Annotated in this window: 9 protein-coding genes and 2 rRNA genes; 8 read left to right on the top strand and 3 right to left on the bottom strand. The window is 42.1% G+C overall.

Annotation, left to right across the window (positions count from 1 at the left end):
- Positions 1-293 precede the first annotated feature (293 nt).
- From R2H34_RS16560 to R2H34_RS16545, 4 genes are all read left to right on the top strand, one after another.
- Positions 294-3,184: ribosomal RNA gene (locus R2H34_RS16560) — 23S ribosomal RNA — on the top strand.
- A 195-nt stretch (positions 3,185-3,379) separates the two neighbouring features.
- Positions 3,380-3,494, top strand: a 5S ribosomal RNA gene (gene rrf, locus R2H34_RS16555).
- Positions 3,495-3,584: 90 nt separating this feature from the next.
- Complete coding sequence (locus R2H34_RS16550) at positions 3,585-4,217, top strand: hypothetical protein (protein ID WP_004965188.1); 633 nt, start codon at positions 3,585-3,587, stop codon at positions 4,215-4,217.
- A 27-nt stretch (positions 4,218-4,244) separates the two neighbouring features.
- Positions 4,245-4,556, top strand: a complete 312-nt coding sequence (locus R2H34_RS16545) for an ankyrin repeat domain-containing protein (protein WP_075695977.1) — start codon at positions 4,245-4,247, stop codon at positions 4,554-4,556.
- Between the two features lie 285 nt (positions 4,557-4,841).
- On the opposite strand, the gene R2H34_RS16540 is transcribed toward R2H34_RS16545, so the two are convergent.
- Positions 4,842-5,537 carry a TIGR04219 family outer membrane beta-barrel protein gene (locus tag R2H34_RS16540; RefSeq protein ID WP_004951059.1) on the bottom strand — a complete coding sequence of 232 codons (696 nt, stop codon included), beginning with the start codon at positions 5,535-5,537 and terminating at the stop codon, positions 4,842-4,844.
- A 131-nt stretch (positions 5,538-5,668) separates the two neighbouring features.
- On the opposite strand from R2H34_RS16540, the gene R2H34_RS16535 reads away from it, so the two are divergent.
- The 3 genes from R2H34_RS16535 to R2H34_RS16525 all read left to right on the top strand — a co-directional run bounded on the left by R2H34_RS16535 (position 5,669) and on the right by R2H34_RS16525 (position 9,117).
- Positions 5,669-7,111 (top strand): aldehyde dehydrogenase family protein, encoded by a 1,443-nt coding sequence (locus R2H34_RS16535; protein ID WP_039047243.1) that lies wholly within the window; start codon positions 5,669-5,671, stop codon positions 7,109-7,111.
- A 371-nt stretch (positions 7,112-7,482) separates the two neighbouring features.
- Positions 7,483-8,961 carry a sodium-dependent transporter gene (locus R2H34_RS16530; RefSeq protein ID WP_004910343.1) on the top strand — a complete coding sequence of 493 codons (1,479 nt, stop codon included), beginning with the start codon at positions 7,483-7,485 and terminating at the stop codon, positions 8,959-8,961.
- A 12-nt stretch (positions 8,962-8,973) separates the two neighbouring features.
- A complete protein-coding gene (locus tag R2H34_RS16525) occupies positions 8,974-9,117 on the top strand; it encodes a methionine/alanine import family NSS transporter small subunit (RefSeq protein WP_004910340.1) in 144 nt (47 codons plus the stop codon).
- Positions 9,118-9,158: 41 nt separating this feature from the next.
- Here the strand turns inward: R2H34_RS16525 and rsmB are convergent, their stop codons facing one another.
- Positions 9,159-10,466: a 16S rRNA (cytosine(967)-C(5))-methyltransferase RsmB gene (gene rsmB, locus R2H34_RS16520; protein WP_087540965.1), complete on the bottom strand. Its 1,308-nt coding sequence runs from the start codon at positions 10,464-10,466 to the stop codon at positions 9,159-9,161.
- Complete coding sequence (gene fmt / locus R2H34_RS16515) at positions 10,463-11,425, bottom strand: methionyl-tRNA formyltransferase (protein WP_087540967.1); 963 nt, start codon at positions 11,423-11,425, stop codon at positions 10,463-10,465. Before fmt ends, rsmB begins: the two co-directional genes overlap by 4 nt.
- Before the next feature lie 211 nt (positions 11,426-11,636).
- Between fmt and ilvD the strand changes: the two genes are divergently transcribed.
- Positions 11,637-13,466: a dihydroxy-acid dehydratase gene (gene ilvD / locus R2H34_RS16510; RefSeq protein WP_005403486.1), complete on the top strand. Its 1,830-nt coding sequence runs from the start codon at positions 11,637-11,639 to the stop codon at positions 13,464-13,466.
- The last annotated feature ends 16 nt before the right edge of the window (positions 13,467-13,482 follow it).

Raw genomic sequence — 13,482 nt, 5'->3', positions numbered from 1 at the left:
CTGTGATTTATCACAGTTTACTACGCACCGACGAGGTGGTAGTTAATCATTAACAGATTAGAAAATTGAGTCTGAAATAAATTGTTCAAACTCGATTAAATAGGAAGATAACAAGTAATTGTTAAATTAATATTTAATCTGAGAACTAGCAAAAACACTGAATCAAGCGTTTTGGTATATGAATTTAGATTGAAGCTGTATGGTGATTAAATTCACAGACAACAAACCAGTAGCAATTAAGTTTGCAACGATAACACTCACTTGTATGTGTTAACGACTGTTTGGGGTTGTATAGTCAAGTAATTAAGTGCATGTGGTGGATGCCTTGGCAGTCAGAGGCGATGAAAGACGTGATAGCCTGCGAAAAGCTCCGGGGAGGCGGCAAATATCCTTTGATCCGGAGATTTCTGAATGGGGGAACCCACCCGCTATAAGGCGGGTATCATAAACTGAATACATAGGTTTATGAAGCGAACGAGGGGAAGTGAAACATCTCAGTACCCTTAGGAAAAGAAATCAATTGAGATTCCCTTAGTAGCGGCGAGCGAACGGGGAGCAGCCCATTAAGTTATGTGTGTTTTAGTGGAACGCTCTGGGAAGTGCGAACGTAGAGGGTGATATTCCCGTACACGAAAGGGCACACATAATGATGACGAGTAGGGCGAGGCACGTGAAACCTTGTCTGAATATGGGGGGACCATCCTCCAAGGCTAAATACTCCTGACTGACCGATAGTGAACCAGTACCGTGAGGGAAAGGCGAAAAGAACCCCTGTGAGGGGAGTGAAATAGATCCTGAAACCGCATGCATACAAGCAGTGGGAGCCGACTTGTTCGGTGACTGCGTACCTTTTGTATAATGGGTCAGCGACTTATATTCAGTAGCGAGGTTAACCGAATAGGGGAGCCGTAGAGAAATCGAGTCTTAATAGGGCGTTTAGTTGCTGGGTATAGACCCGAAACCAGGCGATCTATCCATGAGCAGGTTGAAGGTTGGGTAACACTAACTGGAGGACCGAACCCACTGTCGTTGAAAAGCCAGGGGATGACTTGTGGATAGGGGTGAAAGGCTAATCAAGCCTGGTGATAGCTGGTTCTCCCCGAAAGCTATTTAGGTAGCGCCTCGGACGAATACCATTGGGGGTAGAGCACTGTTTCGGCTAGGGGGTCATCCCGACTTACCAAACCGATGCAAACTCCGAATACCAATGAGTACTATCCGGGAGACAGACTGCGGGTGCTAACGTCCGTAGTCAAGAGGAAAACAATCCAGACCGCCAGCTAAGGCCCCAAAATCATAGTTAAGTGGGAAACGATGTGGGAAGGCATAGACAGCTAGGAGGTTGGCTTAGAAGCAGCCACCCTTTAAAGAAAGCGTAATAGCTCACTAGTCGAGTCGGCCTGCGCGGAAGATGTAACGGGGCTAAAACTATGTGCCGAAGCTGCGGATTTGACATTAGTCAAGTGGTAGGGGAGCGTTCTGTAAGCCGATGAAGGTGTGTTGAGAAGCATGCTGGAGGTATCAGAAGTGCGAATGCTGACGTGAGTAACGACAAAACGGGTGAAAAACCCGTTCGCTGAAAGACCAAGGGTTCCAGTCCAACGTTAATCGGGGCTGGGTGAGTCGACCCCTAAGGCGAGGCCGAGAGGCGTAGTCGATGGGAAATTGGTTAATATTCCAATACTTCTGTGTAATGCGATGAGAGGACGGAGAAGGTTAAGTCAGCCTGGCGTTGGTTGTCCAGGTGGAAGGTTGTAGGCATGTATCTTAGGCAAATCCGGGGTACTCTATGCTGAGAGTCGATAGCAAGCTGTACTTGTACAGTGAAGTGGCTGATACCATGCTTCCAGGAAAAGTCTCTAAGCTTCAGTTACACAGGAATCGTACCCGAAACCGACACAGGTGGTCAGGTCGAGTAGACCAAAGCGCTTGAGAGAACTCTGCTGAAGGAACTAGGCAAAATGGTACCGTAACTTCGGGAGAAGGTACGCTGCTGACGGTGATGGGACTTGCTCCCTGAGCTATTGGTAGCCGCAGAAACCAGGCCGCTGCAACTGTTTATTAAAAACATAGCACTCTGCAAACACGAAAGTGGACGTATAGGGTGTGATGCCTGCCCGGTGCTGGAAGGTTAATTGATGGGGTTAGCGTAAGCGAAGCTCTTGATCGAAGCCCCAGTAAACGGCGGCCGTAACTATAACGGTCCTAAGGTAGCGAAATTCCTTGTCGGGTAAGTTCCGACCTGCACGAATGGCATAATGATGGCGGCGCTGTCTCCAGCAGAGGCTCAGTGAAATCGAAATCGCTGTGAAGATGCAGTGTACCCGCGGCTAGACGGAAAGACCCCGTGAACCTTTACTGCAGCTTGACATTGAACTTTGACCTTACTTGTGTAGGATAGGTGGGAGGCTTTGAAGTTGGAACGCTAGTTCCAATGGAGCCGTCCTTGAAATACCACCCTGGTAATGTTGAGGTTCTAACTCTGTCCCGTAATCCGGGACGAGGACCATGTCTGGTGGGTAGTTTGACTGGGGCGGTCTCCTCCTAAAGAGTAACGGAGGAGTACGAAGGTGCGCTCAGCGTGGTCGGAAATCACGCGTAGAGTATAAAGGCAAAAGCGCGCTTAACTGCGAGACCCACAAGTCGAGCAGGTACGAAAGTAGGTCTTAGTGATCCGGTGGTTCTGTATGGAAGGGCCATCGCTCAACGGATAAAAGGTACTCTGGGGATAACAGGCTGATACCGCCCAAGAGTTCATATCGACGGCGGTGTTTGGCACCTCGATGTCGGCTCATCTCATCCTGGGGCTGAAGCAGGTCCCAAGGGTATGGCTGTTCGCCATTTAAAGAGGTACGCGAGCTGGGTTTAGAACGTCGTGAGACAGTTCGGTCCCTATCTACCGTGGGCGCTGGAAATTTGAGAGGATCTGCTCCTAGTACGAGAGGACCAGAGTGGACGAACCTCTGGTGTACCGGTTGTCACGCCAGTGGCATCGCCGGGTAGCTATGTTCGGAAGGGATAACCGCTGAAAGCATCTAAGCGGGAAGCCTACCTCAAGATAAGATTTCCCTAGGAATTTATTCCTCTAAAGAGCCGTTCGAGACTAGGACGTTGATAGGTTGGGTGTGGAAGCACGGTGACGTGTGAAGCTGACCAATACTAATTGCTCGTGAGGCTTGACTATACAACACCCAAACAGTTGTTGTATTCAAGATAAATTCAATACACAACTTGATTTAGTGTGAAAACTAGTTAAAATGCTGAACACAAAGTTAGACTCAATATCTAATCCGTTAATAACTCTTTGGTTCGTAAGTAAGGCAGACATGAAGTGAAAACACAACATGATCAATAAGACCCCAAAACACCACAACAGTTTGCTGGCGACAATAGCAAGAGTGAACCACCTGATCCCTTCCCGAACTCAGAAGTGAAACCTCTTAGCGCTGATGGTAGTGTGGCACTTGCCATGTGAGAGTAAGTCATCGCCAGCTTTTAAATCTAAACACCCCCTACTCAAAAAAGCAGGGGGTGTTTTTTATTGCGAAAGTAATATATTGTTTGAATTTTAAACAGATATTAAAATGAAAGATTTACAAAAAATTTATACTGATAAAGTAAACGAGGCACTTTTTAGATTACAGAAGTGTGAAAGTCTTATAGAGTCATATTTCGAAATCAAAGATTTATTAGATTTAGAATCCTCAATATTACATTTACGTAAAGCATTAGAAATATTTGCTTTAGCTTCGATCGCCCCAAATAAAATTAAATATCAAGAATATCGTGCTCAAGCTGATAAAAATCCTGACTATACAAAAGATTATAAAGCTAGCTCAATTTTAAAAGCTTTAAGTGGAATAAATTCTGACTTTTACCCTATACCTTTGTTACCAGCTGAGAAGTTAGAGAATGGGACTTGGCATTTTGATAGAAAAACAGGAAAATTCTTTGACAAAAATCAGTTTATTAAATTGTATGATCGATTAGGAAAATATTTACACGCTGATAATCCTTGGGGCAACAATAAAGAATGGGAAGATTTTGCTTTAGTAGTAAGGGATGGTATAAGTTCCATCCGTGATCTTTTTAAGTTGTATTTTACTGTAATACGGACACCAGAATTTACAGGTGTATGGGTTCTAGAGACACGTGAAAATGTGGTTCAATTTCTTGTTGCTGAATCTCATGGCGAATTTATCGCTGAGAATTATTAATTTGAAAGGTTATTAAAGAGAATTATTATGAAACAAAACTCTTTCTCTCCACTCTCCGAAGATGATGAAGAACTTCATCTTCCTGAACTGGTCTATTGGGCTTCTCTTGGTGATATGGAACAAGTCGAACAATTATTGGCTGACGGTATAGACCCAAACCAGACTGATGGCGAAGGCTATAGTGCATTACAGGCTGCCGCTGAGAATGATCATTTGGCGGTGGTGAAGCTACTAGTGAGTAAAGGAGCAAATGTTGCGTATAAAGGCGAATATACTGCGCTGCAGCTTGCAGAAATGGCAGAGCATGACGAAGTGGTTGTCTACCTAAAAAGTCTTTAAATCACGCATAAAATGATAAATAAAAAGAAGCCCCATCATCCTGACAGGGCTTCTTAGTATTCAGTTTCTTGTCGTTTATATTCCTTATCAACGACCGCTTCCTGCGTATCTTTTTATTTTCAATGAGACTTCCTCTCTCTTTATGTTTTGTATGATAAGGCAAAGTTTTAAATTGAACTATTCGCCAATGACGACGATAGTTGTAGGCTTAAGCTTACATGGCAAATATATGCTTTATAATAAAAAAAGCGGAATCATCAGACTCCGCTTTTTTATTAATTTGATTTAGAAATGAATGTCTAAACCAACATATGGCCCTTTAAAATCAAATTTAAGATCATTTTTTTCATAATCATCTAATTCGATGTTTAAGATACGGTAGCCTGCTTTCAATCCTACATCGACCAATAAATTATCAATAAAGTTATATTGTAATTCTGCTTGGGCATCTGTGATTTTAGCATCATTAAAGTTGCTGTAGAGTAACTCACCTTTAGCACTCAAACCTGTAAACGGTAGTTTGACCCCAGCTGAACCGTAGATTACTGGAATGGTTTTATCGATATCAGTTTTTGTTAAATTCAACGTTTTGACATCGCCATTCAAATTGGTTGCACCAAAACCAACATCTGCATTCACAACGTTATCGAGAATTTCATAATATAGAATGAAATCGGTATGATCGATATCTAAGTCATAAACAGGTTGACCTAAAACTTCATTTTCAGTTTGTGTTTTTAAATTCACATAACGGATTTTTGCATTTGGAATTAATGGAACAGGGTGTTCAACAGCAAGAGAAATTTGTGCAGCCCCTTTACGGTCAAGGTCTTGATCTTGAGCAGAAGTTTGGGTTGCCATATTTGCTTTACCGTCGTATGCCCAGTAGCTCACATCACCTTTGACACCAATAACATCTGCTTGTGCTAAACCACAAAGGCTTGTTCCTAAAGCAAGCATCGATATTTTTAAAATTTTCATCATATAGTCCTAATTTATGAGCATAAACCGTAATGAATTGTTGTGAATTCATCATAGATTGGGCGAATCATATAGTGATCTGTAAAATTATGCAGTAGTCTAATTTTAGTTTTTTGAAAAGAGAATAAGAAATGAAAGAGCAAGAAAACGTTGTTGAATATCCATTATATTTGGCTGGTAAAGCGGTAAAAACAGCAGCGTGGTTAGATGTACATCATAAATATCAGACTCAGGTTTTCGCACGAGTTGCTTTGGCTGATGCTAAAACACTAGAAAAGGCAATTGCATCAGCTGTTAAAGCAGAGGCCGAAATGGCTGCTTTAAAACCTTTTGAAAAACAAAAAATATTGTTGCATTGCGTGAAACGGTTCAATGAGTTGCGTGGTGAATTGATTGAGATTTTGATTGCGGAAGGCGGCAAGCCTCGTGGTGCAGCAAGTGCTGAGGTTGAACGGCTGATTAATACCTTCCAATTGGCTGCGGATGCAGTGACTCAAATGGATGATGGTCGAATAATACCTTTAGCTGTAACACCAGCAGCTTCTCGTTATCGTGGGATGGTTAAACAGGTGCCGATTGGCGCAGTTTCCTTAATTAGTCCATTTAATTTTCCTTTGAATTTAGTGGCGCATAAGATCGCACCTGCAATCGCAGCGGGTTGTCCTTTTGTGCTGAAACCAGCAAGTTTAACGCCAATTAGTTCGCTTAAAATTGCAGAGGTATTGGCTGAAACAGATTTGCCTAAAGGTTCTTGGTCAGTATTGCCTTGTGATCGCCAAGCGGCGGATATTTTAGTTACCGATGATCGTTTTAAGTTGCTCAGCTTTACGGGTTCTGATCAAGTCGGCTGGGATATGAAAGCGAGAGCAGGTCGTAAAAAGGTTACGCTTGAATTGGGGGGTAATGCTGCGGTGATGATTGAGGCGGATGCAATCATTGATGATGCTTTGATTGACCGTTTAATTGGTGCAGCTTATGGTCATGCAGGTCAGATTTGCATTAGCGTGCAGCGGATTTTAGTGCATGCTGATATTTATGCGGATCTAAAAAAGAAATTAATCGCAAAATTAAAAAAGATTAAAGTTGATGATCCAAGCTTAGCAACAACGTTGGTCGGTCCAATGATTAAAGAAGCTGAAGCGATTCGACTGAAAAAATGGATTGATAAAGCCGAGAAGAAAGGTGCAAAAATACTTGTTGGTGGTATTTTAGATGGTGTTTGTTTTGAACCTACCTTATTGGAAAATGTTGATTCAAAGTTAGAAATTTATAAAGATGAAGCATTTGGCCCTGTTGCCATTTTAGAAAAATATAAGGATTTCGAGCAAGGAATTGCAACAATTAATCAAAGTCGTTTTGGATTACAAGCAGGAGTTTATACACAAAATCTCAATAAAATGTTGTATGCATGGGATCATTTACATGTAGGAGGTGTAATTATCAATGATGTGCCAACCTTCCGTGTCGATAATATGCCGTATGGCGGTGTGAAAGACTCAGGCTTAGGTCGAGAGGGAATTCAATCCGCGATTCGAGATATGCAGGAAGAACGGTTGCTGGCGATCAAGCAATAGATTATTCAGGTAGACCTTGTGATTCTGCACCTAATAGTTTTCTGTATCTTAAATTTATCATTTGACTGTAAGGTCAACTATTAACTGAGTTGAAAAATAATCAATCGCTCGAAAAGTGTGATTTTTTCGTCAGGAATTTACAGTAAAAAGAAATAAAAACAGGTATTGTTCAGCTATTAAAAGCAGAAAAACAAAATCCAATCTTTAAGGAAGATGGTTTGGTTTTTGCTTGTTTGTACATGGAAATAAGAGACCCACAAGGTTGAACTTTCATGCAAGCAAAACAAGATTTTTACGGTACTTTTCTCTCTGTTGGATAATAACAAGTGAACGCAGTTTGAAAAGTGCCACATGAATATATTAGGTGTTCTATGGCAGATTCTCGTGAAAACTGGACATCACGATCTGGTTTTATTATTGCAGCTGTAGGTTCAGCTGTAGGTTTAGGTAATATCTGGCGCTTTCCATATGTTGCCTATGAAAATGGTGGTGGTGCCTTTCTTATCCCGTATTTATTGGCACTTATCACTGCGGGTTTACCGCTTTTGTTTTTAGATTATGCCACAGGTCATCGTGCTCGTAATTCTCCACCGAAAGCTTATCGTTCTTTATTTAAAGGCGGTGAAACATTAGGTTGGTGGCAAGTCTGTGTCTGTATTATCATCGGTTTATATTACGCTAGTGTTTTGACTTGGGCGGGAAGTTATATTTATTTCTCGATCGGGCAAGCGTGGGGTAGTGATCCTGAAAGCTTCTTCTTTAATACTTACCTACAAACTTCAAAAGCTTCAGGTTTTGATTTTCAGTTTGTTAGTCATCTATTTTGGCCAATTGTGGGAATTTGGGCATTAACACTCATCATTCTTTATGGTGGGGTTAAAAAAGGTGTTGAATTATCGAACAAGATTTTCATGCCTTTACTGTTCGTATTGTTCACTATCCTTGTTGTTCAATCTTTACGTTTACCTGGTGCGGTTCAAGGCTTAAATGCTTTCTTTACGCCAAACTGGGCAGCGATGATGGACTATAAAGTTTGGTTAGCAGCTTATGGTCATACGTTTTTCTCACTTTCTGTAGGTTTCGGGATCATGGTGACCTATGCATCTTACTTGAAGCCTAAAACTAACTTAACAGGCTCTGGTTTGATCGTTGGTTTTGCCAATGCATCGACTGAAATCCTTGCTGGTATTGGTATTTTTGCTGCACTCGGCTTTATGGCACATGCTGCGGGTACAGAAGTTAAAGATGTCGTAAGTGGTGGTATTGGTCTGGCATTTATTGCATTCCCTAAAATTATTTCAAGCTTAGGTGCAGGCGCAGACGTATTTGGTCTGTTGTTCTTCTCATCGTTGTTTGTTGCTGGTATTTCATCGATGGTGAGTATTCTTGAAGTGCCAATCGCAGCAATGCAGGATAAATTGAAATGGGGACGTAAGAAGGCAGTAACGATCATCGGTGGTGGTAGTGCGCTAGTTTCAGTGATTCTATTCTCAAGCGTTAATGCCATTAAGCTGGTGGATATTGTGGATCACTTCATCAATAACATCGGTATTATTGGCGGAGCATTGGTTTCTATCATTAGTATTGCTTGGTTTAAACGCTCTGCTTTGATTGAACTTCGTGATCATGTGAACCGTATTTCTACGATTCAGTTAGGTAAAGGTTGGGCGTTTACGCTTACTGTGATCACATCATTGATCCTGTTAACGACTTTGAGCATGACAGTGATTAACTTGATTAAGAACGGTTACGATACTTATAGTATGAGCTTACAAGGCGTGTTTGGATGGGGCAGTGTCATTTTCTGTGCTGTCGTTGCGCTAGTTTTAAGCAGAATGAAAGATCGCTAGGAGAATAAAATTATGAATACTTCAGCAATCGTAATGATGATTATTTCAATGGTGTTTTTATGGGGTGGACTCGCTTTGTCGATTCGCCACCTAATGAAGAATCCAGAAGATTTAGATGATGTTCTTGAAGAAGTTAAAGATCAGCATACGCTATGATTGATTCTTAAAAAAAGCAGGCTTTTAAGCCTGCTTTTTTATTACGCTTGTTTTTGGATATGACAATAATAGAAACCATCACCTGATTGATTTGAAGGCAACAGCTGACGACCATGAATCTGTTCTATACCCCAATCCGCAGAGATTTTAATTTCTTTTGCATCGGGATGGTCTGCAAAAAACTCGACCATCTGCTGCTCATTCTCGACTTTTAATATTGAGCAGGTGATATAAAGCAGCGTACCGCCAACTTTAAGCTGTTGCCACATCTGTCTCAAAATCTGTTGCTGTAAAGCCACGGTTTGTGCGATGTCTGTGGATTGTCTGAGCAAGCGAATATCAGGATGACGACGAATAACACCTGTTGCAGAACAAGGTGCATCCAGCACGATACAATCGACGGGTTCTGGTGCCTGCCATGTGGTGGCATCGGCTGCGATAATCTCCACCTCAGTTTGATCTAAACCAAGACGTTCGATATTTTCAGAAACACGCAATAAACGTTTTGCGTCATGATCTAATGCGATTAGCTTTTTAGGATTAAAGCGCTCAAGGATGTGTGCTGTTTTTCCACCTGGTGCAGCACAAGCATCAACCACCACTTTGCCATCTAGGTTCGGTAAAAGCGTGGCGCACAATTGTGCATGTTCATCCTGAACAGAAAAGCCACCTTCTTCGAAACCTGGTAAATGGGTAATATTGCCCGTTTGTTCCAAAACAATACCAACGTCGGAAAGCATGCAAGGACGAGCATCAATCTGTTCTTCGTCCAAAATCTCTAAATATTCATCACGACTAACTTGGCGTTCATTGACGCGCAGGGTGAGTGGCGCGACTTGTTTTAAGGCTTGGCACAGATGCTCTGCTTGCTCAGGCCAATCTTTTTTGATTCGTTTGAATAACCAACTTGGTAAACCATGTGTATTATTCAAAGCTGTTTGAAATTCATCTGTTTCACGTGAAACACGACGCAGAATTGCATTGACCAAACCACTCATTGGCTCGAAACCGAGTTGCTTAGCAGCATTTACAGTTTCCGAGATTGCAGCATGTACAGGAATACGGGTACATAAAATTTGATATAAACCAAGATATAAACAGCTTTCTAATGCTTCATTGTCTAACGGTTTGGTGAGCAATGGTAAGGTAATGGCTTTTAAAGAATACCACTGGCGTAAACAACCTAAAGTCAGTTCGTGATATAAACCACGATCACGTTCAGAGACCATATTGATATGTTGATTCAATACAGAAGTCAAAGATTGCCCATTTTGAACAGCCAAAAGTGTTTTGATCACTTGCGCACGTAGATTCAGATTTTTTGTAGATGATTGATTCGATTGGCTCATGGGAGAATTTGTCCAAGATGTAATTTTTGAGTTTGGGCAATTTGGACAGCATTGAGCGCTTTACCACCTGACCACTGTAAACTGGTTAAGCACACGACACTGTTTTCACCACAAGCGACATGTACGCCTTGCTTATCAATTGCAAGAATTTCACCTAATTGAGCATTTGCTTTACTGATCTCGGAGGGCATTGAACTCCAAACACGTAAAGCGTTATTTTCATCCAATTGAATAAAAGCCACAGGCCAAGGATTGAATGCACGAATATTGCGGTCGATTTGGATTGCAGTTTGTGTCCAATCAATACGTGCTTCTGATTTTACTAATTTATGTGCATAAACCGTCAGGGATTCATCTTGAACTTCACGTTTGGCAATAAATGATTGCAAACTTTGCTCAGATTCAAGCACGGTACAAATGGCTTCAGCACCTTGAGTTGCCAACTTGTCATGCAAGGTTGCAGAGGTATCTTCTGCAGTAATTGGGCAATAGGTTTTGTACATCATATCGCCTGTGTCCAAACCTACTGCCATTTGCATGATGGTGATACCTGTTTCAGCATCTCCTGTTGCGATTGCACGTTGAATCGGAGCTGCTCCACGCCAACGAGGTAATAGAGAACCGTGAATGTTTAAACAACCGTATTTAGGCATATCTAATACGGTTTGTGGCAAGATCAGACCATAAGCGGCGACTACCATGACATCAGCACCCAAAGCTGCTAACTCTTGTTGAGCAGCAAAACCTTCTTCAGTCGACGCTTTAAAATGCAGTGGTTGAAAAACAGGTAAACCATGTTCAAGTGCAAGTTGCTTTACAGGAGATGGCGTAAGCTTTTGTCCGCGTCCTGATTTACGATCAGGTTGAGTGTAAACCGCAATAATCTGGTGTGGTGTTTTTAATAATGCCGCCAATGCGGTTGCCGCAAATTCAGGCGTACCAGCAAAAATGATCTTCACAAAGATAATCCACAGAAAATTTACCCCAAATTATAAGCCAAAAAGCCACTAGCCCCTAATTAGGTGGAAGGAATTGTCTTTGAACAAAAAAAGATAGGTTCGCTGGTCATCAGTTAAACGATAACTTGTAGTATGATGGGAAAAGCTCAGTATCATTTCGCCAGAGAGAATGTCCTATTCATCTCGAGCACAAACTTGTTGGGAATAAAAAATGCCTGATTATCGTTCGAAAACATCAACACATGGAAGAAATATGGCTGGCGCGCGCGGTTTATGGCGTGCGACAGGTATGAAAGATGAAGATTTTGGCAAACCTATTATTGCGGTCGTCAACTCATTTACCCAATTCGTTCCAGGTCACGTGCATCTTAAAGATTTAGGGCAACTGGTTGCACGAGAAATTGAAGCTTCTGGTGGTGTCGCAAAAGAATTTAATACCATTGCCGTGGATGATGGGATTGCCATGGGGCATGACGGGATGCTGTATTCACTACCATCACGTGATTTAATTGCCGATTCTGTAGAATACATGGTCAATGCGCACTGTGCAGATGCGATGGTTTGTATCTCGAACTGTGACAAGATCACACCGGGAATGTTGATGGCGGCTATGCGCTTGAATATCCCAGTGGTGTTCGTGTCTGGCGGCCCAATGGAAGCGGGTAAAGTTAAATTCCGTGGCGATGAAAAAGCGATTGACCTTGTTGATGCGATGGTTGTTGCTGCTGATGAAAGCTATACCGATGAAGAAGTTGCTGCTTTCGAACGCTCTGCGTGTCCTACTTGTGGTTCATGTTCAGGTATGTTTACTGCAAACTCGATGAACTGTTTAACAGAAGCATTAGGTTTATCATTACCAGGCAATGGTTCAATTGTTGCAACTCATGCCAATCGTGAAAAATTATTCCTAAAAGCGGGTCGTTTAGTTGTTGAACTTGCGAAACGTTATTACGAACAGAATGATGACAGCATTTTGCCACGTTCAATTGCAACTAAAGCTGCGTTTGAAAATGCAATGACGCTTGATATTGCAATGGGTGGTTCAACCAACACTGTATTACATTTACTTGCAGCTGCACATGAAGCTGAAGTTGATTTTACAATGGATGATATTGACCGCTTGTCTCGTCAAGTACCAGTGTTGTCTAAAGTTGCACCTGCAAAATCTGATGTACATATGGAAGATGTGCATCGTGCGGGCGGTATTATGGCGATCTTAGGTGAGCTTGATCGTGCTAATCTACTGAATACTTCATGCCCAACCGTACATGAAAAAACACTGAAAGATGCTTTAGATAAGTGGGATATTATTCGCACTGAAGATCCTGATGTTTATGAGTTCTATCGCTCTTCTCCAGGCGGTGTTCCTACGCAAGTCGCATTCTCACAAAACCGTTATTATTCAACGCTTGATGGTGACCGTGAGAAAGGCGTAATCCGTAATGCGGAACATGCTTTCTCTAAAGACGGTGGTTTGGCTGTACTTTACGGTAACATCGCATTAGATGGTTGTATCGTTAAAACAGCGGGTGTAGATGAATCGATTCTGAAATTCACCGGCACAGCACGTGTTTTTGAAAGCCAAGATTCAGCGGTTGAAGCTATTTTAGATCATAAGATCGTTGCAGGTGACATTGTTGTGATTCGCTACGAAGGTCCACGTGGTGGTCCAGGTATGCAAGAAATGTTGTATCCAACAAGCTACCTGAAATCAAAAGGTTTAGGTAAAGACTGTGCTTTGATTACGGATGGTCGTTTCTCTGGTGGTTCTTCAGGCTTATCAATTGGTCACGTGTCTCCTGAAGCTGCTGAAGGCGGTGCGATTGGGTTAGTTGAAGATGGCGATACCATTGAAATCGATATTCCAAATCGTACGATTCACTTGAATGTAGATGATGCAACGATGGCTCATCGTCGTACGGTTCAAGAAGCGAAAGGCTGGCATCCAGCTGAAGAGCGCAAACGTAAAGTTTCTAAATCACTTAAGATTTATGCAATGCACTCTACGAGCGCAGCAAAAGGCGCTGTTCGCGTTCTGTAATTCTGATCGCCGCTTA

The sequence above is a fragment of the Acinetobacter sp. 16 genome (genome assembly GCF_033439925.1).
Lineage (GTDB): Bacteria > Pseudomonadota > Gammaproteobacteria > Pseudomonadales > Moraxellaceae > Acinetobacter > Acinetobacter junii.
This window is presented reverse-complemented; position numbering and strand designations above follow the sequence as displayed.